18 protein-coding genes and 1 pseudogene are annotated in these 21,950 nt (G+C 69.3%); 12 read left to right on the top strand and 7 right to left on the bottom strand.

Annotated features, from left to right (window positions below):
- Positions 1-84 precede the first annotated feature (84 nt).
- Entirely contained in the window at positions 85-1,998 is a 1,914-nt protein-coding gene (locus EAF64_RS04815) for a HAMP domain-containing sensor histidine kinase (protein WP_129067815.1), read from the bottom strand.
- 211 nt (positions 1,999-2,209) lie between these two features.
- Positions 2,210-2,884 carry a hypothetical protein gene (locus EAF64_RS04810; RefSeq protein WP_129067814.1) on the bottom strand — a complete coding sequence of 225 codons (675 nt, stop codon included), beginning with the start codon at positions 2,882-2,884 and terminating at the stop codon, positions 2,210-2,212.
- A 119-nt stretch (positions 2,885-3,003) separates the two neighbouring features.
- Between EAF64_RS04810 and EAF64_RS04805 the strand changes: the two genes are divergently transcribed.
- The 3 genes from EAF64_RS04805 to EAF64_RS04795 all read left to right on the top strand — a co-directional run bounded on the left by EAF64_RS04805 (position 3,004) and on the right by EAF64_RS04795 (position 6,506).
- Positions 3,004-3,309 (top strand): putative quinol monooxygenase, encoded by a 306-nt coding sequence (locus EAF64_RS04805; RefSeq protein WP_129067813.1) that lies wholly within the window; start codon positions 3,004-3,006, stop codon positions 3,307-3,309.
- Between the two features lie 82 nt (positions 3,310-3,391).
- On the top strand, positions 3,392-5,683 hold the full coding sequence (locus EAF64_RS04800) for a neutral/alkaline non-lysosomal ceramidase N-terminal domain-containing protein (protein WP_129067812.1): 2,292 nt from the start codon (positions 3,392-3,394) through the stop codon (positions 5,681-5,683).
- Positions 5,684-5,735: 52 nt separating this feature from the next.
- Positions 5,736-6,506, top strand: a complete 771-nt coding sequence (locus tag EAF64_RS04795) for an enoyl-CoA hydratase/isomerase family protein (protein WP_129067811.1) — start codon at positions 5,736-5,738, stop codon at positions 6,504-6,506.
- A gap of 30 nt (positions 6,507-6,536) precedes the next feature.
- On the opposite strand, the gene EAF64_RS04790 is transcribed toward EAF64_RS04795, so the two are convergent.
- Positions 6,537-6,956, bottom strand: coding sequence for a GIY-YIG nuclease family protein (locus EAF64_RS04790; protein ID WP_129067810.1), 420 nt, complete (start codon positions 6,954-6,956; stop codon positions 6,537-6,539).
- A 141-nt stretch (positions 6,957-7,097) separates the two neighbouring features.
- Here EAF64_RS04790 and psmA point away from each other — a divergent pair, with 141 nt between their 5' ends.
- The 8 genes from psmA (at position 7,098) to EAF64_RS04750 (ending at position 16,476) form a co-directional block, all read left to right on the top strand.
- The gene (gene psmA / locus EAF64_RS04785) at positions 7,098-7,838 is read left to right on the top strand and encodes an archaeal proteasome endopeptidase complex subunit alpha (RefSeq protein WP_129067809.1); all 741 of its coding nucleotides are present in this window, start codon (positions 7,098-7,100) and stop codon (positions 7,836-7,838) included.
- Positions 7,835-8,548, top strand: coding sequence for an archaeal proteasome endopeptidase complex subunit beta (gene psmB, locus EAF64_RS04780; RefSeq protein ID WP_129067808.1), 714 nt, complete (start codon positions 7,835-7,837; stop codon positions 8,546-8,548). Before psmA ends, psmB begins: the two co-directional genes overlap by 4 nt.
- Before the next feature lie 94 nt (positions 8,549-8,642).
- Positions 8,643-10,532, top strand: coding sequence for a DUF4129 domain-containing protein (locus EAF64_RS04775; RefSeq protein WP_129067807.1), 1,890 nt, complete (start codon positions 8,643-8,645; stop codon positions 10,530-10,532).
- Positions 10,525-11,262: a DUF7269 family protein gene (locus tag EAF64_RS04770; protein WP_129067806.1), complete on the top strand. Its 738-nt coding sequence runs from the start codon at positions 10,525-10,527 to the stop codon at positions 11,260-11,262. Before EAF64_RS04775 ends, EAF64_RS04770 begins: the two co-directional genes overlap by 8 nt.
- A complete protein-coding gene (locus EAF64_RS04765; RefSeq protein WP_129067805.1) occupies positions 11,259-12,557 on the top strand; it encodes a DUF58 domain-containing protein in 1,299 nt (432 codons plus the stop codon). Before EAF64_RS04770 ends, EAF64_RS04765 begins: the two co-directional genes overlap by 4 nt.
- Positions 12,554-13,987: a DUF7519 family protein gene (locus tag EAF64_RS20805; protein WP_193767568.1), complete on the top strand. Its 1,434-nt coding sequence runs from the start codon at positions 12,554-12,556 to the stop codon at positions 13,985-13,987. The genes EAF64_RS04765 and EAF64_RS20805 overlap by 4 nt, the downstream gene beginning before the upstream one ends.
- Before the next feature lie 40 nt (positions 13,988-14,027).
- Complete coding sequence (locus EAF64_RS04755) at positions 14,028-15,131, top strand: AAA family ATPase (RefSeq protein ID WP_129067804.1); 1,104 nt, start codon at positions 14,028-14,030, stop codon at positions 15,129-15,131.
- A 130-nt stretch (positions 15,132-15,261) separates the two neighbouring features.
- Positions 15,262-16,476 (top strand): outer membrane protein assembly factor BamB family protein, encoded by a 1,215-nt coding sequence (locus tag EAF64_RS04750; RefSeq protein ID WP_129067803.1) that lies wholly within the window; start codon positions 15,262-15,264, stop codon positions 16,474-16,476.
- A 41-nt stretch (positions 16,477-16,517) separates the two neighbouring features.
- Here EAF64_RS04750 and EAF64_RS04745 read toward each other — a convergent pair.
- The 3 genes and pseudogenes from EAF64_RS04745 to gfcR form a co-directional block, all read right to left on the bottom strand.
- Positions 16,518-17,486 (bottom strand): annotated as a pseudogene (locus tag EAF64_RS04745) (formate/nitrite transporter family protein); the annotation flags it as partial.
- 103 nt (positions 17,487-17,589) lie between these two features.
- Complete coding sequence (gene trmB, locus EAF64_RS04740; RefSeq protein ID WP_129067801.1) at positions 17,590-18,642, bottom strand: HTH-type sugar sensing transcriptional regulator TrmB; 1,053 nt, start codon at positions 18,640-18,642, stop codon at positions 17,590-17,592.
- A gap of 40 nt (positions 18,643-18,682) precedes the next feature.
- Positions 18,683-19,321 (bottom strand): transcriptional regulator GfcR, encoded by a 639-nt coding sequence (gene gfcR, locus EAF64_RS04735; protein ID WP_129067800.1) that lies wholly within the window; start codon positions 19,319-19,321, stop codon positions 18,683-18,685.
- Between the two features lie 248 nt (positions 19,322-19,569).
- Here gfcR and EAF64_RS04730 point away from each other — a divergent pair, with 248 nt between their 5' ends.
- Complete coding sequence (locus EAF64_RS04730) at positions 19,570-20,820, top strand: HAD family hydrolase (RefSeq protein WP_129067799.1); 1,251 nt, start codon at positions 19,570-19,572, stop codon at positions 20,818-20,820.
- Positions 20,821-20,857: 37 nt separating this feature from the next.
- On the opposite strand, the gene EAF64_RS21570 is transcribed toward EAF64_RS04730, so the two are convergent.
- On the bottom strand, positions 20,858-21,793 hold the full coding sequence (locus EAF64_RS21570; protein WP_394345746.1) for a hypothetical protein: 936 nt from the start codon (positions 21,791-21,793) through the stop codon (positions 20,858-20,860).
- Positions 21,794-21,950 lie beyond the last annotated feature (157 nt).

Genomic DNA, 21,950 nt, shown 5'->3' with positions numbered 1-21,950 from the left:
AGCGGGGACCGTACTCGTCCTCTCGACAGTTGCGTGTCGAGTACCACGTGGGCTCACAGAGGACCCGGTGTCGGACTCGATTCGCTATGGGTGCTCGTCTTCCTGATCGCTCCCGGCGAGATTCGGCAGACGAATCCGGACCGTCGTTCCCGTTTCGTTCTCGAACGAGAGTTCACCGTCGAGCGCGTTGACTCCCCATTTGAGTTGCCAGAGGCCGAGCCCCCGGCTGTGACGGAGGTCAGTTTCGGTACCGGCTGCCAGTGAGTCGACTTCGTTGGCTGGAATTCCCGGGCCGTCGTCGCTGACGACGATGCTGTACCCATCCGGTGTCGACTCGACAGAGACCGTCACCAGCGAGTCGGCGTATTTGATCGCGTTCTCCAGCGGACTCACGAGCGCCGTCCGGAGCGTCTCACTATCCGTCCGGAGCGTGACCGCGGACGGAACGTCGGTTTCGACGACGATTCCGTCGGACTCGACGTCATCGAGGAGGTCGTGCAGCAGCGTCGTGAGATCGACCGCGGACGGGTCGCGGTCACGCGTCATCAGACGGTCGATACGGCGGGCGCGGGTACTGATCTCCGCCAGCCGATCCGTTTCCGACAGTATCGCTTCGGCATGATCGCCGTCGGTCTGTTCGGCCAACTGTTCGGTGTGACTGTTGATCACGTCGAGTCGGTTCCGAAGGTTGTGTCGGAGCACTCGATTGAACACCTCGAGCCGCTGTTCGCGACGTTCCCGTTCGGTAATGAACTGCTCGAGGTCGTCACGCATCGCTACCATCGCCTCACCTACCGGGCCAGGAATGTCCTCGTCGAGGGATTCGTCGTCGAACTCTCGCCGCGCTATTTTTTCGGCCTGTTGTGTAATCGTCTCGATGTACGATTTCGTCTTGTGCAGACTCCGCTGGAGCTGGCCAACCTCGTCGACCCGCCCGTCGTCCGAAATTTCGACCGTCAAGTCACCGCTGGCGATCGCGTCCGCTCGCTTCGACAACCGTCTGATCGACCTGATGGGGCCGTAGTGAATCATCCCACCGAGGAGTAGCAATCCGACGAACACGAGCGCGATCAGCCTGACAAGATTGCTCTGGACCTGACTGGTCACCGCCAGTGCGCTCGAGCGTGGCACTTCCTTGACGACTACCCAGTTGACACCGTCACTCGGCACGCTGTGATAGCCTCTCACCTCCGTCTCGCCCAGATTGGAGCCGTTTATCGGTGCAAACTGATCCGCACGGCTGTCGATCCGAGACTCGACCTCGGTGACGGTGGAGTCGCCTTTGTACGGGCGGAATTCGTTCGGGCTGTCCTTCTCGAACATCACGTAGCCACTCACGCCGCCGAGGACGACAGTGTTCGCGCCCTCGAATGCATCCGCTGTCCCCGCGACCCGGGTACTCGGATGGTACTCGCCGATCAACACGTGATTCCCGTCACGGGTCGGTGACGCGATCGCGACCGACATGTCGCCTTCATCGAGATAGACCCACGAAACGAGCACCTCCTCGGTGTCGTTGAACTGGAACAGCACTTCCTCACCGTCGGCATCTTGGCCCCAGTCGATGCCGGTCGCGGCGAGTGCCTCCCCTTCGACGGGTTCGGTGCTCGAGACGATCCGTTCAGTCGTCCCGTTCGACGGCTGTTCCGTGGCACGCTCGACGACGTGAAGACTGACGAGTTCGTCCGGTGCCTGCGCCAACTGACGTGTGAGCGTTCCGTTCGTAACCGTCCGGTTGGACGGCACGACGCCGTCGTGTGCAGAGAGCAGACGAATCGAGTCCTGTTCGCCCTCGAACCATCTGGCGAGGCTCTCGGCTTCGAGTTCCGCGCTGGCCTCGACCGACTGCAACTGTTCTTCAGTTACCCGGTCGGACACCTGATACGCGATCACTGTCCCGCCAGCGACGATTACCGCAGTGATGAGCAGCGAAACGGCTAAGAACTTGACTGCATACCGGGAGCGAACCTGTTCTCGAAGTCGCTGTCCACCGCCCATCGGGTGGTGAAATATAACAGCTACAACGGTAAAAAAGTCGCCTGTCGGACATGAAACCCGAAACGTGCCCAGTAGCCGCACGGGGCCACCCTGGGGGACGACGAACGAGAGCGCTCCCGTGAACGGCGAGCGCCCGGCTGGTCACGGGTGGTTGGTCACGACCGATTCGGGGTGTACGGAGTCGTGGTCGGTATCAGCCACCGACGCGGCGTCACTGCACGCTTGTGTCACCGCGCATCGAGGAGTGGACCGTACAGATGTAGTAGTCCGTGTCGGCGGCCAGCGCCTCCGTCAGGGTGAACGCGAACTCGTTCCCGTCGTCGACCCAGTTCACGTCCCGGTCGTCCTCGTACCGTCCCTCGGCGTCCTGCGAGAGCAGCGGGCTGTCGTCGCTCGCCCGGAGCGCGAACGGGTGAAACGACCAGCCGTTGTTCTGAACCGTGTACCTGACCCCCGTCTCGAAGGTTATCGTGGGGTTCTCGGCCTCGATCTCTGCCACCTGCCCACTCTCGTCTTCGGTGACCTTCCAGGCGGTGAACCCCTCGTTGTCTATCGTCAGCGCCACCGTCTCCGTCGGCGTCAGCGGTTCGTCCGGTGTCGCCGTCGCCGTCTTCGTTTCGGCCGGTGTGTCGGTCTCCGTCGGTGTGTCATCCGGCGTCTCCGTCTCGGCCTCGGTCGGGGCGTCCGTCTCGGTCGGTGTGTCGGTCTCCGGTTCGGTCGCCGCCGTTCGGTCCGTCGTCCCGGGAGCGGTCGTCCCGTTCGGTGTCTCGCCGCCGGTCGGCGATCCGTCCTCGGTCCCCTGCTGGTCCGTTTCTGCACACCCTGCGAGGGCGCCTGCGATGGCCAGCGCCGTCGTTCCGAGGACTCGCCGTCGATCCTGATCCATGTCCGTCACACGGGCTGCTGACACATAATTGCGTCCCGCGATTGAGGGGGTGGTTCGGCCGCCGACCCGTTCGACCGGAGAGATAGCTTTTCGTGTGCGGCCCTCCTCTGCAGAGTGCGATGATCGTCGTACACGCGAGTTTCCCCATCGATCCCGACAAGCGCGAGGAAGCACTGACACACATCCGGGAGTTGGCCGAGCAGTCCCGCGCCGAGGACGGCATGCTCGACTACCGGGCGACCACCGACGTGGAGGACGAGACCGTCGTCCGCTTCGTCGAGCGCTACGAGGACGAGGCGGCCTTCGCAGCCCACTCCCAGACCGAGCACTTCACCGAGTTCCTCACGGCGCTGAGCGACTGGCTCGCCGGTGACCCCGAGATCCTCCAGTTCGAGGTCGACTCGATGAGCGAAGTGGAACTCTGACCGCCGGTATCCACTCTCTTATAAACGGACCTTCGTATCCGTACGAATTTATATAACGTAGAGTACGGTACACGGTGACACGATGCGTGATTCGGGTGGCTCGGGGTCGGGGGCCCCGGGTCGACGGGGAGCGGAGCGCACTGGGACGTTGAACCGACGGCGATTCGTCCAGGCGGCGGCGTTGTCCGGGCTCACGGCTGGACTGGCCAGCGGCACGGCCGCCGGCGAGACCGGTGGGGACGCGGGTGGACCGCTGACTGCGGGGGTCGCGAAGCGCGACATCACGCCGGAGAACGGCGGCTCTTTTTTCGGTTACGTACGGCCGGACATCCGCGCGGAGGGCGTGGCGATCCGGTTGTTCGCCCACGCGCTGGTGCTGTCCGACGGCCAGCGGAAGCTCGCGCTGGTGTCGGCGGACCTCGGGAAGCCGGCGGTCCGGGACGAGGTGATCGAACACGTCCGCCCGCTGGGGTTCGACCGCGGGTCGGTCCTGTTCGCGGCGACCCACACCCACGCCGGGCCGAACTCGCCGGGCGGGTGGATCGCCGGGCAGATCGGCGACGCCATCGCCGAGGCCGACGCGAACCGCCAGCCAGCGCGGGCGGGCTGGGCCACGGGCACAGTGGAGGAAGGCAACTGGAACCGCTCGATCGAGGCTCACCTCGCCAACTTCGGCCTCGACATTCCCATCGGCGAGGGGTCGCCCGAGGACCACCCCGTCGATCCGGATCGGGCGCGGGACACCACGGTCAGGCTGCTCAGGGTCGAGGGGACCGACGGGACGCCGATCTGTGCGTGGACGCTGTTCGGCACCCATCCGACGGCGTTCACGCCGGCCAACACGACCTTCTCGGCGGACTTCCCGGGCGTGGCGACGCGGTGGTTCGACCGCCGGTTCGACGGCGACGCGCCGATGGCGAGCTACACGACCGGGCGCGTCGGCGACCAGATCCCGCGCTACGACGACTACGCGCAGTACGCGGTCGCCGAGCGGACGGCCATCCGCGTCGAGCGGGCGATGTGGGACGCCTGGCAGTCGGCGGGCGACGCGCTCGCCCGGGACCTGCCGGTCGGCGGTCGCGCGACCCACGACGAGTATCGGGGGCAGGACGTCGAACCCGGCAAGCCCGTCTCCAGCCACGCCATCGTCGGCGTCCCGACGCTTGACGGCGGTGAGAACGGCCCGACGCCGTTCTCGGGCCTGGAACTGGAGGGGAAACGCCGGCCGGAGTGGCTCGCCGACGACGTGCAGGGCCGGAAGATCCCGCTCGCGCCGGCCCCCTACTCGACGGACGTGGAAGTCCAGGCCATGCGGGTGGGGGACCAGTTGCTCGTGACGGTCCCCGGCGAGCCGACCGTCGAGATGGGCCGACGAATGGGCCAGGCTGCGAGCGCGGCCGCGCCCGACGCCGTCGCGGACGTGGCCGTCGTCGGCGTCACGAACGGCTACAACGGCTACTTCACCACGCCCGAGGAGTACAACAAGCAGGACTACGAGGGCGGCAACACCGCGTTCGGGCAGTACTCCTCGCTGTTGATCCGGAACCGCCAGCGCGACCTCGCCGCCGCGTTCGGCGACGGACTGGGCGAGCCTGCCGAGCCATCGGGATCACGCCCCTCGACTCCGGACGCACCCGTGGGCGGCGGCGACGACGGCGGTGAAATCCAGGCCCAGCCCGCCCGAACCGTGGAGCGGATGGACGTGGTCACGCTGGACTGGGAGGGTGGCTGGGCCGGGAAAGACCGCCCGGTCGACGAACCGTTCGTCCTGCTGGAGCGCCAATCGGGCGGCGGCTGGGAGACGGTCACGACCGACCTGGGCCTCGGCTTCGTCTGGACCGAGTGGTTCGGCGACTACACCGTCCGCTACGACGTGCCGCCGGATCTCCCCACTGGAACCTACCGGCTCCGCGTGAACGCCGCGAAGTACGACCTCACCAGCCGACCGTTCGAGGTCGTCCCCTCGACCGGACTGCGCGTGCGGGGCGTCCGCGCCGAGAACGCAGGGCCCGGCGACGAGGCGACGCGGCTGACGTTCGTCGCGCAGAACCCGCCGCCCGAGCCCGAGAAAAATCTCCGCGTGCGCCCGATCAACCCCGAGGGCGGGTCGCTGACCGTCGAGGCCGGCGGCCAATCGTACGAGGCCCAGTGGGACCCCGACACCGAGGGCTGGGTCGCCACAGTCGAGGGCGTCGCTGCGGGCGACACCGTGACCGTCCCCGAGAACGGGCTGGTCGACGGCCTCGGGAATCGGAGCGGCGCGGCGACGGACCTGACGGTGGGGTCGGTCGCGGAACTGGACTGGCCCGACACGATGGGCACTGGCGGGGGCGATCCGCCGGGCCTGTTCGGGATCGGGACGTTCCCGACCTGACCCTCACAACCGACCCACAACCATTCTTACCCCGGCGCTCCTCACCCTGGCCATGACCGACATCGAGGTCACACGCGAAGACGACTACGCGACAGTGACGATCAGCAACCCCGACCGCAAGAACGCCATCAGCGCCGAGGCCTGCGAGGAGATGGCCGCGGAACTCCGCTCGCTGGAACACGACGCCGGCGTCCGCGCGGTCGTCGTCCAGGGCGAGGGCGACGCCTTCTGTTCCGGGATCGACCTCTCGGGCGGGATGGACGGCAAGGGCGTCGTCGAGGAGCTCGAAACCGGGCTGAACGCCATCGCGGCGGGCCTCCTGCGGATGGAGAAGCCCACCATCGCCGTCGTCCGCGGCGTCGCGGTCGGCGCGGGGGCCTCGCTGGCGACCGCCTGTGACTTTGTCTACGCCCGCGACGACGCCGTCTTCGGCTGGGGCTTTACCGACATCGGTCTCGCGCCCGACACCGGCGCGACCTACGTCCTGCCGCGACTCGTCGGCGTCCGCCGGGCGCTCGACCTGCTCATCACCGCCCGCCGCGTCGACGCCGAGGAGGCCGTCGACATGGGTATCGCCACGGAAACCTTCGACGACGAGGAGTTCGAGGACACGGTGGCCGAACGTATCGCCACGCTGGCCTCGCGCCCGACGCTGGCGGTCGGTGAGACAAAGCGCCTGGTCCAGCGCGCTACCCACCGCTCGATGGAGGAGGCGCTCCGGGCGGAGGCCCGCGCCCAGGACCGCATCTTCGAGACCGAGGACTTCGCGGAGGGCGTCGGCGCGTTCTTCGAGGGTCGCGACCCCGAGTTCCAGGGGCGCTGACGCGGCACTCAGCGCGACTGTCGCCCGGACTCACCCGTGCCGATCGTGCGCGTCGCGGACGGCCGCGACGAGTTCCTCCCGGTCCGCGTGGTGGTACAGGTGCGCCGGGCAGTCACAGTCGGATGCGCCGAAGCCCTCGACGACGCCCGAGACCGTCTCGGCGATCTCGGCCGCGACGGCACACTCGATCTCGGCTTCGGGCGAGCGGGCCACCGTCTCGATGCGCGCGGCGGTGTCGCCCAGCAGGTAGTCGATGTGCCAGTGGCGCGTCTCGCGCTCGCCGACGGCCAGTTCGTGGTGGCGGTCCACCCGCTTGAAGCCGCCCGGACCGAACGCGCTGCCGGTGTAGGCGTAGTATCCGGCGGGTACGTCCTGTCGGCCGAGCGAACCGACCGTAAGCGTCTCCGGTTCCGGAAGGTTGACCACGATAGTGTACGTTCCTTCGACCACGCCGGGACTTCACCTCGCGCCCAAATCGACCTTCCGGATGTCGTCACGGACGGTGACGGTGTCACTTGCTACCATAAATGGGTTTAAATACGGGAGGCACTAACCCAAGGTGAAGGCCACCCCCGGCTTTCGATGCAAACTATGCAGGGAAACGCACAACAGCAGGCCTACGACCGGGGCATCACGATCTTCTCCCCGGACGGACGCCTCTATCAGGTCGAGTACGCCCGTGAGGCCGTCAAGCGCGGCACCGCAAGCGTCGGTGTCCGCACCGAGGACGGCGTCGTCCTCGCAGCCGACACGCGGGTGCGCTCTCCGCTCCTCGAGCGTGAGAGCGTCGAAAAGTTGCACAAGATCGACGATCACATCGGCATCGCCAGCGCCGGTCACGTGGCCGACGCGCGCCAGCTGATCGACTTCGCGCGGCGGCAGGCACAGGTGAACCAGCTCCGGTACGGCGAGCCCATCGGCGTTGAGTCGCTGACGAAGGGTATCACCGACCAGATCCAGCAGTACACGCAGACGGGCGGCGCGCGCCCGTTCGGCGTGGCGCTGATCGTCGGCGGGATCGAGAACGGCGAGCCGCGCCTGTTCGAGACCGACCCGTCGGGCACGCCCTACGAGTGGCAGGCACTCGCCGTGGGTGGGAACCGCGAGGACCTCATCAGCTTCTTCGAGGAGGAGTACCGCGACGACCTCGATCTCGACGGCGGGATCGACCTCGCGCTACGGGGCCTCGATACGGTCAGCGACGAGGGAATCGACCCCGAAGGCGTCGCCCTCGGGACCATCGACGTCGAGACCGAGCAGTACCGCCGCCACGAGACCGAGGAGATCGAACAGTACGTCGAGGAAATCGACACCGGAGGTGACGAGGAATGAACGACATGAACCCAGCAGGCGGCCCGCCGAGTCTGGAGGAAGGACTGCAGAACCCCTACGAGCCTGAACTCGGCCAGCTGCCCAACACGACCGGACAGGACAACGAGAAGGTAAACGAGACGGGGACGACCACCATCGGCATCGCGACCGAGAACGGCGTCATCGTGGCGACCGACCGCCGCGCGTCGCTGGGCGGCCGGTTCGTCTCGAACAAGAACGTACAGAAGGTCGAGCAGATCCACCCCACCGCGGCACTGACGCTGGTGGGTTCGGTGGGCGGTGCCCAGTCCTTTATCCGCTCGCTGCGCGCCGAGGTCAACCTCTACGAGACCCGCCGGGGCGAGGACATCAGCATGTCCGCGCTGGCGACGCTCGCGGGTAACTTCGCCCGTGGCGGCCCCTTCTTCGCGATCAACCCGATCCTCGGGGGCGTCGACGACGAGGGCAGCCACGTGTTCAGCATCGACCCGGCCGGGGGCGTGATGGAGGACGACTACACGGTCACCGGCTCCGGGCTCATGGTCGCCTACGGGACCCTCGAGAGCCAGTACGAGGACGACCTCTCGATGGAGGAGGCCAAGACGGTCGCCGCCGACGCGGTCAGCGCGGCCGCAGAGCGCGACACCGGCTCCGGGAACGGCCTCGTGGTCGCCGAAGTCACCGGCGAGGGCGTCGAGATCGACACCTACGAGTACGACGACCTCCTGTAGACGCCCTTCCTTTTCAGTAAAACTATAGTCCGTCCCGGGCGAACCGACAACGTACTGACAGTGTCTGCGTTCCGTTGCGCGGGTGGGGTGCCCGATGGCTGAGGGGGGATCGCCCGCTCGCCAGCGACAGCTCGCCCTGCTCGCGGTGTGTGCGCTCGGTCTGCTCGTGGCGGCCTTCGCCGCGCCACAGGTCGACGCGGGACTGGGTCTCGGATCGGGCGGTCCGGACGGCCCCGGTGAGCGCCCGGACGCCCCGACGGGCGGCGGCGGTGACGGTTCCGGCGACGGTGGCGTCGGATTCGGCGACGCCGTCGAGGAACTGCTGGAGTGGCTCAGCAGTGACGACGAACCCCGAGACGGCGAACCGGCCAGCGTCTGCACCGTGCGGTTCGCCGCGGAACCCGCTCCCGGTGCCACCGTCCCGGTCGTCGTCACCGACGAACGCGGCCGCGTCGAGGGCGCGCGCGTCTCGCTCGACGGCGAAGTCGTCGGCACCACCGACGAGCGTGGCACGGTCCCAGTCGAGGTGCCCTACGAGCGCGAACTCACCCTCGACGCGACGCTCCCGGCGGGCTCGACGTGTTCGACCAGTCGTGACACCGCCGGCGTGGAGGCGGCCCCCGCCAGTGCCGCCGTCGCCCCGGTCGCGGCGGGCGTCGGGGCTCCGGAATCGAGTCGCTGGACCGCCGCGGCTCAGGTTCGACCCGGTGAGGACGACGGCGACGACGCCGACGGGCCGCGTGTCACCAGGGGTGTCACCGTCGACGGCGAGGTCAGGATCGCGGTCGAGGGCGAGCCCATTCCGGGCGAGCGAGTGACTCTCGGGGCCACCGTCGACGGCGAGCCGATGCGCGAGGCGACGGTGTCCGTCGACGGTCAGCGGGTCGGGACGACCGACGACGAGGGACGCTACCGGCTCCGGGTTCCGACCGACGGCCCCGACTCGATCAGGGTCCGCGTCGAACGCGGCGAGTTCGGCGGCGAGAAACGGATCGACGTGACGAATCTTCGGGCGGTCGTGCGACCGGCGACGATCCTGGCGATCCCCGGCGGCGACGCGGTGGTGGTCGCGCGCCTGGGCAACCGGACGGTCCCGAACGCCACGGTGACGCTGGGCGGCGAGCGACTGGGCACTACCGACGCGCAGGGTCGCCTGCGGTTCTCGCTCCCGAGCGATCCGACCGCGGTGATCGCGCTCCGAGCCGGTGACCTGACCGCGCGCCAGTCGCTGGTGCCCCTGTACGCGGTGACCGCGCTCGTCGCCCTGCTGGTCGTCCTCGCGCTCGCGCTCGTGGTCGCGAAACTGCGTGGTCGGACCGGAAACGTCCGGGGGACGGCCATCTCGCTGACCGAGCGGTTGCGGCGCCTCGCGCGGTGGCTCGTCGGACTCGCCTTCCGCGTCACCGCCGCGCTGGAGGGACTGCTCGACTGGCTGGCCGTCCGACTGCGGGCGCTTCGCGCCGTGCTCGCGTCGCTGACGGCATTGGGCTCCCTGGGCGCGGTCCGCGACGCGGTGGCTGGCGCGCTCGCGTGGCTACTGGCGCTCCCGGGCCGTGCGTGGGCCGCACTGTTGACGATGGTGGCCTGGCTTCGCGGACTGCCCGGCCGACTCCGCAGGCGCGGTGCGGACGACGGGACGGCGACGGCCGACGACTCCGTGACGGCGACCGGGGCCGACGAGAGGGACGACCCAGCAGGACTGCGCGAGCGCTGGCGGGCGTTCGCCCGGTGGGTCGCGCCGGAGCGCTGGCCACAGCGCACGCCCGGCGAGGTGGCGCGCGAGGCCGCCGAGACGGGCTTCCCCCACGAATCGGTGCGTGATCTCACCCGGGTCTTCCGGGACGTGGAGTACGGTGGGCGGCCGGAGACGCCCGAGCGCGAGGAACGCGCCCGGACGGCGTTCGACGCCCTCCGCGACCACCGCGAGGCCGACGCCGTCGACGATCGGCCGGACGAGGAGTCGGAGGTGACCGACCGTGGGTAAGTGGCTCTCGCGGCTCCGGATCGCCTTCGGCGTGGTCGCGATCCTGGCGAGTCTCGTGATCGCCGTCCGGGCGACCGTCTCGGGCGCCGTGCCCGAGTCGAACTCGGCGTTGCGCTACATCGCCATCCTCCTCGTGCTGGTCGCCGTCGGCTGGGCGCTGTGGCGGGTCGGCAAGTCCGAACCCGTCGAATCCGCGACGGGGCCGCTCCTGTCCCCGGCACCCGAACGGACGCCCGCGGACACGGCGCTGTCCGGCCGGGCGCTCGCCGACACCACGATCGAGGCCGGCGAACGGGCGCGGGCGGCACGCTCCGTCGCGGTCGGCGTCGACACGGTCCGGCCGACGCTGTCGCGGGCGCTCGAGGACGCGCTGGTCGCGGGCGGTGCCGACCGATCGGCGGCCCGCGAGTCGATCCGGGCTGGCACCTGGACGGACGACCCGGTGGCTCGGGCGGTCTGCTCCTCGACGGTCTCGATGCCCGAGCGGTCGGTTCGCGCGCGACTCGCGGGCTGGCTCTATCCCGAACGGGAACTCAGGCGGCGCGTCCGACGCGCGGTCGCGGCTATCGACGCGGCGGCCGGCGAAGCACTCCCGACGGTCCCCGGACAGGACGCCCCGAAGCGCGTGCGGATCGTCCGACCGCGGCTCGAGACGCTCCAGCGGGACGTAGACGGGAGTCTCCAGCCCGCCGCGGACGGCCCGGCACCTCCGGGGGAGGACGAGGGATGAACCCGACCGCACGGTGGACAGCCGGGCTGATCGCGGCGGCCGTCCTCGCGACGGTCGGCGCGGCGGCGGGCTACGCTAGCCTCTTGCTCGCGGCCGTCGTGCCGCTCCTGTACCTGACCTACGGCGTCCTCTCGACGGCCGACGCCGACGTGGCACTGCGGGCCCACCGCGAGATCGAACCGGCGACCGCACCGCCGGGACAGGAAGTCACCGTCACGCTGACCGTCGAGAACGCCGGCTCCGACCCGTTGCCGGACGTGCGCGTCGCCGATGCGGTCCCCGAGTCCCTGGGCGTGATCGACGGGTCGCCGCGGGGCGGGACGGCGCTGGAGCCCGGCGAGACCCTGTGGGCCGAGTACAGCGTCGTGGCCAAGCGCGGCGAGCACGAGTTCGGCGCGCCGCGCGCTCGCGTCCGGAGTTTCGGCGCGGGTGCGGCAGCCGACCGGGCGGTCGAGGCCAGCGGCGAGCGGCGACTGCACTGCCGACTCGACGCCAGCGCGCCGCCCATCGAACAGCAGGGGGACCGTTTCGCCGGCGGGATGCCGACCGACTCGCCCGGCCAGGGCCTGGAGTTCCACTCGACGCGACCCTACCGGCGCGACGACCCGGCCTCCCGCATCGACTGGCGACACTACGCCAAACGCGACGAGTTGACGACGGTCAACTACCGGGAGCGGCGCGCGTCCAGCGTCGTGCTGGTCGTCGACGCGCGCCCGGCCAGCCGCGTGGTCGCCGGCCCGGCCCGCCCGACCGCGGTCGAGCTGGCTGCGTACGCGGCGACCCACGCGCTGGAGGACCTGCTCGGGGCCGGCCACGAGGTCGGCGTCGCCGTCGTCGGTGCGGACGGCCCCGACGACGCCGGGCTCCACTGGCTCGCGCCAGGCTCCGGCCGCGACCGCCGGGCACGGGCGCGCGACCTGCTGGCGGCGGCGACCGAGGCGACCGCCGGCGAGAACGCGGCCGATCCCGACGCGCAGGCCGCCCGGATCGCGACGCTCGCGCCGCCTCGCGCACAACTCGTCCTCTTCTCGCCGCTGCTCGACGACTGGCCGGTCGAGACGGTCGAGACGTGGGGCGTCCGCGACTACTCGCGGGTCGTCCTCTCGCCGGACGTACTGACACACAACACGGTGACCGGGCAGTTCGAGTCGGTTCGTAGACACACCCGGCTGGCGAACTGTCAGGCGGCAGGCGCGCGGGCGGTCGACTGGAGTCGGGCCACGCCGCTGTACGCCGTCCTCGAAGCGGCCTTCGCGGCCGACGCCCGGGGCGCGCTCACGGGGGGATCGTCGTGATCCTGCTGATCGGGCCGCGGCTGGATCGGCCCTCCGCCATCGGGGACGAGGGGCGGGCACGGGCTGCGAGCCTCGGCGTCGCGGCGGTCGTGACCGTCGTCGTCACGCTCGCGGCCGGACTCACGAGTGGGTTGCTCGACGCGGTGCAACTCGCGGGGCTCGGTGGCGGACTGGTGGCCGCGGGCACGGCACTGCTCGACCGCGAAAGCCTCGACGGACTGGCGGTCGGCCACTTCTGTTTCATGCCTGGCGGACTCCTCTGTCTCGGCGGTGTGGCCGCCGCGACGCTCGTCGGCGGGCCCGGCGGGTTCCTGCTCGCGCTCGGGAGCACCCTCGCCGCGCTGGGGCTGGCCAGCGCGTGGGCGAACGTCACACACGACACGACCGTCCGTGCGATGAAGCAGGGCTGGGCCGGCGTCTTCCTCCCGTTCGTCGCCGGCGTCGTCCTGTCCATCGTCGCGGCCTTCGCCCTCCTGCTCTGGGAGTTCGGGGTCGCACCCGGTGTCCCGTCGCTGTCGACCCTGCTGTTCTTGCTCGCGTTCACCGCGAGTGCGGTCTGTCTGTCCCTGATGCGGCTCCCGCTCGCGCACCTGCTGGCGGTCCCCCGTGAAGAGCTGGCACAGCGACGTGCCCAGTGGCGCGACACGGCGAGAGTGTTCGTCGCCGCCTGCCTCGCGGGCTGGTTCCTGGTCGGCGTGCTGGAACTCGTCGGTGCGACGACCGGCCTCTATCGGACGCCGGGGCTGGCACTCCTCCTCGGCGTGCTGTCGACGGTCTGGGTTCGTCTGCCGGCGTTTCTCGTCGGCGTCGGTGCGGTGCTGGTCGCACTGCTGGCCGCACTCGCTCGGCGCGCGACGGCTGGGAACGCCGACTGGCTCGCCGGGCCGGCCCTCGGGATGCTCGCGCTGTTCGCGATCCCGTTCCCGATTCTGGTGCTCTTGCTCTCCGGTCGTGGCGGTGCGGCCGGGCTGGCAGGCGCGGCCTTCGTCGCCGCCCTGATCCTGGTCGCCGGCATGCTGTTCATGCTGTGTTACTCGGCCGGGCCGCTCGCGGTCCAGGTCGGCGTCCTCCCGGACCGGGCCGGGTCGCTCTCGCTCGCCAGCGCCGGTCTGCTGGTCGCGGGCATCGGCGCGGCCGCCCTCCGGGTGCCCGGACCTGTCGTCTTCGCCTGCGTCGCGGGGTCGATGGTCGTCTGGGACGTGGGCGAATTCGGCCTCGGACTGACGGTGGAACTGGGCCACCGGCCGGACACGCGCCGGCTGGAACTGCTCCACGGCGTCGCCGCCGTCGGCCTCGCCGTGGGTGCCGTGGTCCTCGCGACGGGACTCGCGGTCCTGTTCGGCCGCGTCGGCCCGCAGGGTCCCGTCCTCTCGGCGGTGGTGCTGGCCGTCGCGGGCGTCCTCGCCTTGCTCGGTCCGATCCGCGGGTGAACCCCGGGCGTTCATGTCGGTGGGCTGTGACGTGGCGGGTATGACCGACGCACTGGGGATTCGGGAAGCCGCCGAGCGCAGCGACGCGGTCCTCGACCGCATCGGGTCGGCGGCCGTCGTCGACCGTGAGGTGCTGGAGACGATCCTCACCGCCGTGCTCGCGCGGGGCCACGTCCTGCTGGAGGACGTCCCCGGCACCGGCAAGACCGTGACCGCTCGCGTGCTGGCGGAGGCGCTCGGACTGGAGTTCGCCCGCATCCAGTTCACGCCCGATCTGCTGCCCTCCGACATCACCGGCTCGAACGTTTACAACGAACAGGAGGGTCGTTTCGAGTTCGCCGAGGGACCGGTCTTCACCAACGTGGTGCTGGCAGACGAGATCAACCGCGCGCCGCCGAAGACCCAGGCCGCACTGCTGGAGACCATGGAGGAGCGCCAGGTCAGCGTCGACGGGGAGACCCACCAGTTGCCCGACCCCTTCGTCGTCGTCGCCACGCAGAACCCGATCGAACAGGAGGGGACGTTCCGCCTGCCCGAGGCCCAGCGTGACCGGTTCAGCGTCAAGACGTCGATCGGCTACAACGACGTCGAGGACGAGATGGAGTTGCTCGCCCGCCGGGCCGACCGGCGGACGCTGGCCCCGAGCGTCGACCCGGCGGCCGACGCCGCGACCGTCCGCGCGATGCGCGAGACCGCCGAGGACGTGCGCGTCGACGAAGACGTGCGTCGGTACATCGTCCACCTGGCGCGGGCGACCCGCGACGACGACCGCGCCGCCGTCGGCGTCTCGCCACGGGGCATCCAGCGGACGTTCGAGGCGGCCCGCGCCCGCGCCGTCCTCTCCGGGCGCGAGTACGTCACGCCCGACGACGTGAAACGCATCGCCGAACCCGCGATGGCCCACCGGATCGTCCTGACCACCGACGCCGGCGTCGAGGGCGTCGACGCCCGCGAGATCGTCCGCGACGCGATGGACGCCGTCGACGTGCCCGGCGTAGCACCTGAAATGGACGAGCCTCCGTCCGAGGAGAGTCCGACCGGCGGCGACGGAAACTTCCATCGCCCGGTCGACGGGGACGGCAACGACGACGCCGAGTCCGCGGCCGGTCCGGGCGAGACCGACTCCGAGGAGGACCTGTTCTAGCCCGCTTTCCGCCCCTCGATGTAAACACCAATGAGGGAGCCACGAGCCAACACGGACGGGACATGCGACGGACGAACTGGCACGTGGCAGGCAGTGACAGTGGCGTCGACTCGCGGAGGGATCGACTGCGATGACGGGACCGACCGGCTCGGTCGGTCGCCGGGAGTTGCTCGCAGGTCTCGGCGGCGTGACCCTCGCCTCGGTCGCCGGCTGTACGGCTCGGGAGGACGCCGCGAAGGACACGCCGACCGGTGCCGGATCACCGACCGGTGCCGACGATAGGGGAGCGACCGCCGCGGCAGGCGACGTGACGATGACGTTCGACGCCGACGACGAGATTCTCTCGTCGCCGACGGTGGCCGACGGCACCGTCTACGTGGGCTCGACCGACGGCCACCTCTACGCCGTCGACGCGACGAGTGGCACCCAACGGTGGCGGTTCCGGACGGACGGGGCGGTGTACTCCTCGCCCCAGGTCGTCGACGGGACGGTCTACGTCGGCGCAGGGCTCGAGGACGGACCGGGACGGAGCCTCTTCGCCATCGACGCGGCCACCGGCACGGAACGGTGGCGGTTCGAGACGGGCGACAAGGTGAAATCGTCGCCGACGGTGGCTGACGGGACGGTCTACGTCGCCTCCCGGGACGGACGCCTCTACGCCCTCGCGGCCGAGTCGGGCGAACAGCGGTGGGTTGCCAGCCTCGGTGCGACGGCCGAATCGTCGCCGACGGTGGCCGACGGCACCGTCTACGTGGGTTCGTTCGATGGCGCGCTGTACGCGTTCGACGCCGAAGTCGGTGCCCGTCGGTGGCGGTTCGGAACGGGCGACTTCGTCCGGTCGTCGCCGACGGTCCACGATGAGACGGTGTACGTCGGCTCCTCTGACCGGTCACTCTATGCCGTGGACGCCGCGACTGGGCGTGAACAGTGGCGTTACGGGACGGGCGAGAGCCGTTTCGGGGTCCAGTCGTCGCCGACGGTGGCCGACGGAACGGTCTTCGTGGGTGCTTACGACGCGACGGTCCACGCCGTGGACGCGGGGACGGGCGAGCGAACGTGGGCGGTCGAAACTGGCGATACTGTCGTCTCGTCGCCGACGGTGGCCGACGGGACCGTCTACGTCGGGTCCTGGGACGGGCGGCTGTACGCTCTCGACCGGGAGACCGGTGCGGAGACCTGGACGTTGGCCACGGACGGCGAGGTGTTCTCCTCGCCGACGGCAGCGTCGGGGACGGTGTACGTCGGGTCCGGCGACGCCACGCTGTACGGCGTCGCCCTCGACGGGGCGGGATCGAGCGACGGGTCGCGTGTCCGCTCCCGGACGCTCGGGCATCTCGGGCCGTAATCCGCCGTCGGTTAGGCCGCTCAGTCATCGCGTCGCTCCCGGGGGACGTACGACCGCCCGACGCGCCGGCCGAGCAGCCACTCCCGGCGTGAGAGCCGTCGCTCGACTCCGTCCTCGCGGGCGATGTCGAGTCGCTGTTCGGTCGTCTGAAAGTAGTTGACGACCGTGACCAGCAGGACGCCGCCCAGTGTATTGCCCAGCAGGACCGGGAGCACGAACTCCACGAGACCGGTGGCCAGCGCCGTCCGTCCGCCGACGGCGAGATAGACCACTTCGGTGAACGAGACGACGACGTGAAAGAGGTTCCCGGCCGGGATGGCGAGAAAGGCGACGTAGACGAGGACGACCCGGGAGATGGCGTCCCGGACGGCGTAGACCAGCCACACGACGCTGGCGACGATCAGGCCGGCGAAGGCCCCTTTGAACACCAGGTCCGGGAACGGCGTCGCGACCCCCTCGCTCGCGATGGCCGTCGCCGTCACGGCCACGCCGGTCGGGAATACGCCAGTCTTCGCGAGGACCACCGCTCCGAGGCCGCCGCCGACGAAGTTGCCGGCCAGCACGACGGTCCAGGTCCAGAACAGCCGGGGGAGACTCGCCAGTCGTTCCAGCACGAGGACCACTGGCGGGAGCGTGTTCTCGGTGTACAGCTGGTAGCCACCGACGACGATGAACAGGAATCCCAGCGGGTACAGCACGGCGCTCACGAGCGGGTCGCCGTCGGTCGCGGCCGTCAGCGACGCGTACAGCAGGAAAGTCAGCGTGATCGAAAAGCCCGCCGCGAGGCCGCTGAAGAACAGCTTTCTGGTGCCCGTCGTCGCCTCTACGTCGGCGGCCGCGATGATCCGCTGGAACACCTCGTGGGTCTCGAACCGATCCCGGACGACCGCGCCGGACGCGGGTGCGCCCGATCCAGGGTACTCCTCGGCCGCCGTCGTCCCGGACCACTCGCCGGTGCCGACGGACGGCTCGTCCGGTCCGGTCGTGGAGTCTCGCATCCGGCCGCACATCCACGCCGGCCGGCAAAACGCCTCCCTTTCCGTGGGGAGCCCGCAACCACTCGACATTGACGTCCTCCCACCCCTGAAAGGGTGGGCTTCCGCTCGCTATGTGTCAGACGCCGGGTGGACTCCCCTGGCCGATCCGGATCTCGTGGGCTTCGACGTCCTCGACGGCGGCGACCTGGCCGCCGACCTCGACGGGGCCGTCCTCGGTCTCGACGACCAGCGTCGCGGTCTGTCGGCCAGCCCCGAACGCGGCCTGATCGACGGAGCCGTCGATCTCCAGGTGCTCGCCGGTCACCACGTCCCGGCCCTCGATGGAGGCGTAGAAGTCGCCCTCGGCGTGTCGGAGGTCGGAGATACACCGGCGGATCGTGGCGTACCGGCGCGGGAACGGCCGGTCGTCGACGCCCTCGGCGACGGTCTCGGCGGTCGTCCAGAGGACGGTGTTGAGAAAGCCCGAGACGAGAAAGCCCAGTTCCGAGCGGTTGAAGATCACGCCGTAGCGGTCCCGGTCTCCCTGCAGGGCGTCCTGTGTGGCGTAGATCGAGTAGTTCCCGTCGGCGACTGCGACGACGGGGGTGGTGATGCCGCGGCGCGCGCGGACCGTCGTCGCCACGTCGAGGTAGTCGAACTCCTCGGCGTCGGGCACGTCGGCGGCCGGCGACAGCAGGAGTTCGATCGCGACGCCGGCCTCGTGCTGGGCGCGCAGGTCGTCGGCGAACCGGTCCAAGAGTTCGGGATCGAGCGAGAGGATGAGTTCGTACTCGGCGGCGTCGACGATCTCCGCCAGGTAGCGCAGGATCGTCGACCGGGACTTGATCAGCGAGACGGCCTCCGTGTCCCGTGCTGGGGCGGTGTACCGCCGGGAGAGTCCGTCGACGAGGTCGTCGAGCGAGGTCTGGAAGTCCGCGAAGGCCTCCTCCGGGTCGATAGCGAGCACGCGCATCGGGCGGGATTCCTGGAGTTCCACGAGGCCCAGATCGGCCAGGTCGCGCACGGTGTCGTACACCCGGGGCTGTGGAATGTCCGTCCGGTCGGCGATCTCCGAGGCCGTCAACTGGCCGTGCTCAAGGATCGTGAGGTACGCCGCCGACTCGTACTCGCCGAAGTCGAAGCGGGCGGCGACCCGCTCCAGCGTCGCGTGGAGGTCCTCCTCGCTCATTGTGCACTCCCAGGCCGACGACTCAAATCAGTGTGTCCCTTCACTCGTCGTTGCCCACGCGGATGACCTGCACCAGCGAGTACACCGGGACGCCCTCGATGTCGGAGACGCCCTGCTTGTCGACGAGGACGACGCAGGCGACCGGTTCGCCGCCCTGGTCGCGGATCGCCTGCACGGTTTCGGTCATCGTCGTGCCGCTGGTGATGGTGTCGTCGACGACGTAGCAGTCTCGGTCGCGGATCTGGGCGAAGTTCCGGGAGAACGTGCCCCCGAGGTCGTCCATGTCGTCGTCGTCCCACTGGTGTTTCCGGGGGGCGTACGTCCCCAGGTCCGTGTCGAGTTCGCGGGCGACGGTCGTCGCCAGCGGTGCGCCCGCCTTCTCGATCCCGATGGTCAGGTCGACTTCCTCGCCCTGCTTCGAGAGGAGATCGGCCATCGCGGCGCCGACGTGGCCCAGCCGGTTCGAGTCACGGCCGATGGCGTTCCAGTCGACGTGGATATCCTCGGGGCCGCCCGGCGCGGCCTCCTGCGTACTCTCGGCCTGTGGGCCGTCGCTGCGCTCGACCAGCCAGCTCGCGGTCTCGCGGGACACGTTCAACTCGTCGGCGATCTCGCCTTTCGAGAGCCCTCGCTCGGCAAGCTCCGCCGCGCTGGTCATCAGGTCGTCGATGTTCTTCATACCAACGTGGTTGACCGCCGCCGGTAATGGCCTTTTCCCGTTCTCGGGCCACCCTCCTCACTCTCCCTCCGAAGGGCTTATTCTAATTCGAGTGAAAAACGAAGCGACCGGGTACGCGGGGGCTTCGACGCCGGGAGTGAGCCGTTGTCTCACTGGTTGCCACCCGCTCCCTGGCGACCCCGAACCCGGTCTTCCTCCCGCCCGGTTCGTTCCCAGAGCCTTTTGCCCGTCGCCAGTGCAGAGGGGACATGGAGCGTTACGATCAGCTGTATCGGCTGTTCGACGAGTTCGATACCGGGCGGTTGCGGGCCTACCAGGGCTTCGTCGACCTGTTCCCGCCGGTGGACTCGCGGGTGGCGCTGGAACACTGGCAAAACGCCAGCGAGGAACTCGCCGACGGCAAAGACGAGATTCGCGAGGCTTTCCCCGCGACCGGCGAGACGTTCGCCGACATCGCCGCGACCGCCACCCGCGAACAGGCCTTCACCGCGCTGGACCTGCTCGCCAAGTACGACCACGCGGTCAACGCCCTCGTGCTGGACGTCGACGAGACGCTCCGGTCGGCGGGGCGGACCGACAACGAGATCCCCCGGGACACCCTGCACCTCCTGACGGAGTTCCACGAGGTCGGGATGCCCATCGTCGTCTGTACCGGACAGACCTTGGAGAACGTCAAGGGCTTCCTGATCCAGGGGCTGGGCAACGAACTCGTCCACTCCGGGGACGTGAGCGTCGTCTACGAGGCCGGCACCGGCGTGTTCACGCCCGGTCACGGCGGTGACACCAAGCAACTGCTGTACGAGGACCTGGACCCGGAGATCCAGGCCGTCTTCGACGCGGTTCGATCCCGCGTCCTCTCTGACGCCCCAGAGGCCCTCCGGCGGGGCTGTCACCTGCAGGGCAACGAGTTCAACGTCACGCTGAAACCGAACTTCGAGACGGGGAGTCCCCGCGCTCGCGAGGTGATCGACGACGCGCTGATCTACATGCTCGACCTGCTCGGTGACGCCGTCCTGCAGGAGGTCGACGACGACGCCGAGAACGCCGACGCCTGGGCGCGAGCGTACTACGCCGCCCAGGACCCCGAAATCCGGACGGTGCTGGAACAGCAGGGCGGGACGGTCGACACCGATCCCGACGACGTGCCCGACCCCGTCGCCGCGGTGTTCGACCGGATCGACGTGGCCTACTACGAGGCCGACGCCGCCGAGATCGGCAGTCTCGAACTCAACAAGGTCGCCGGCGTCGAGGCAGCCTTCGACGTGCTGGGGATCGACGACCCCTTCTGCGTCGTCATGGGCGACTCGAAGAGCGACCTCCGGGTGATGGAGTGGGTCGCCGAGAACGACTACGGGCTCGCGGCCGCGCCCGAACACGCCTCTCGGGACGTGCTGGAGCACGTGATGAACACCGACGAACTCGTCTTCGATCCCGGGGACGCGACCGACGTGCTCGCGACGATCTACGCGCTGAATCGGCTGGCGCGGCTCGAGTCGTAACCGCTCGATTCACCCCGATCAGCGGCGGTACAGTGTCTCAGGGCGTGAGGACGACCACGTCTCTGCTGGTGGTGGCCGGCACACCGAGTTGCGCTCGTGTGACCGTTCCACTGGGGGTCACCACCCGAACTGTCGCGGTGTCGCCCGGCTGGAGTCCGTCGTCGATGCGCCAGGTGTCGAGGTGGATGGTCACCTGCTCGTCGTCGGACAGCACGGCATCGTCACCCACTACCGGAGACACGGAGAACTGGTCGGCTGTCGGTTTCCCCGTCGTGTACGTCAGATCGGCGATTCCATCGTCGCTCACGTACGACACGGTAGCGTCACGGAGGTCCACCGCCGACGACCCCGGCGAGAGTCTGACGGTCAGGTCCACGCTCGTGACGTTTCCGCTCGGTCTGGTGAACCGGACCGTTTCGTCGGTATCGGCGAAGTTCGCGATGCTGACGTACCCGGTCCCATCCGGATTGTTGAGGTTGATGAGCTCGTCGTCCGGTCCGGTCGATTCGTCGATAGAAATCGGTGGTGTCGCGGTCACGATCACCTCGTCCCGCGTCTCGTCTCGCACTCGAATCTGGTCCCGGGCGTCGTCACGCTGGACTCTGGTGAACGAGACGAGATCGCCGTCGGAGAGGATGTCCGTCGACTGGCCATCGAATATCAACCTGTCGTCCCCACCCGAGACGTGCCACACGTCGGGGCTGTCACCGGAATCGAGCAAGAGACAGTCGTACGAGATGCCGCCGACGTCGATGCCGTCGATGCGAATCTCGCCCGATCCGTAGCAGGCCGTCTGTGAGACGTTTCCAGTTACACTGTGCACCTGCACCCGGTTGGTGACACCTTGCTGGGCCTGCTCACCGGTTTGCTGGGACTTCGACTGGAGCAGTCCGGCCGTTTCGATCAATGCGCCAGCACCGATACTGGCGACGAGTACCATCGCGATGAAAACGATCAGCGTCCCGATTCCCACCTGTCCGCGACGGCCCTCTCGCGGGGTGGGAATCCGACTACTCATCCCGACCGTTCCGCCTGTGCTTCCGGACCATCACTTCTGCTGTCAGCTACCGAATGGGTGTCAATAAAGCCGAGGTTCGTTTCACCTGCCACGATTCGGGTGCCAGCTGTAG

The sequence above is a fragment of the Halorientalis pallida genome (assembly GCF_004118325.1).
Taxonomy (GTDB): Archaea; Halobacteriota; Halobacteria; order Halobacteriales; family Haloarculaceae; genus Halorientalis; species Halorientalis pallida.
The sequence above is the reverse complement of the archived record's forward strand: the minus strand, read 5'-3'. Positions and strand labels throughout refer to the sequence as shown.

Excerpts from the sequence above, each read along its gene's own strand:
- EAF64_RS04800 (WP_129067812.1), top strand. The coding sequence starts at position 3,392 with ATGCGTGATTCGGGTGGCTCGGGGTCGGGGGCCCCGGGTCGACGGGGA.
- EAF64_RS04815 (WP_129067815.1), bottom strand. The coding sequence starts at position 1,998 with ATGGGCGGTGGACAGCGACTTCGAGAACAGGTTCGCTCCCGGTATGCA.
- EAF64_RS04750 (WP_129067803.1), top strand. The coding sequence starts at position 15,262 with ATGACGGGACCGACCGGCTCGGTCGGTCGCCGGGAGTTGCTCGCAGGT.
- EAF64_RS04805 (WP_129067813.1), top strand. The coding sequence starts at position 3,004 with ATGATCGTCGTACACGCGAGTTTCCCCATCGATCCCGACAAGCGCGAG.
- psmA (WP_129067809.1), top strand. The coding sequence starts at position 7,098 with ATGCAGGGAAACGCACAACAGCAGGCCTACGACCGGGGCATCACGATC.
- gfcR (WP_129067800.1), bottom strand. The coding sequence starts at position 19,321 with ATGAAGAACATCGACGACCTGATGACCAGCGCGGCGGAGCTTGCCGAG.
- EAF64_RS04795 (WP_129067811.1), top strand. The coding sequence starts at position 5,736 with ATGACCGACATCGAGGTCACACGCGAAGACGACTACGCGACAGTGACG.
- psmB (WP_129067808.1), top strand. The coding sequence starts at position 7,835 with ATGAACGACATGAACCCAGCAGGCGGCCCGCCGAGTCTGGAGGAAGGA.
- EAF64_RS04755 (WP_129067804.1), top strand. The coding sequence starts at position 14,028 with ATGACCGACGCACTGGGGATTCGGGAAGCCGCCGAGCGCAGCGACGCG.
- EAF64_RS04810 (WP_129067814.1), bottom strand. The coding sequence starts at position 2,884 with ATGGATCAGGATCGACGGCGAGTCCTCGGAACGACGGCGCTGGCCATC.
- trmB (WP_129067801.1), bottom strand. The coding sequence starts at position 18,642 with ATGAGCGAGGAGGACCTCCACGCGACGCTGGAGCGGGTCGCCGCCCGC.
- EAF64_RS04775 (WP_129067807.1), top strand. The coding sequence starts at position 8,643 with ATGGCTGAGGGGGGATCGCCCGCTCGCCAGCGACAGCTCGCCCTGCTC.
- EAF64_RS04730 (WP_129067799.1), top strand. The coding sequence starts at position 19,570 with ATGGAGCGTTACGATCAGCTGTATCGGCTGTTCGACGAGTTCGATACC.
- EAF64_RS04765 (WP_129067805.1), top strand. The coding sequence starts at position 11,259 with ATGAACCCGACCGCACGGTGGACAGCCGGGCTGATCGCGGCGGCCGTC.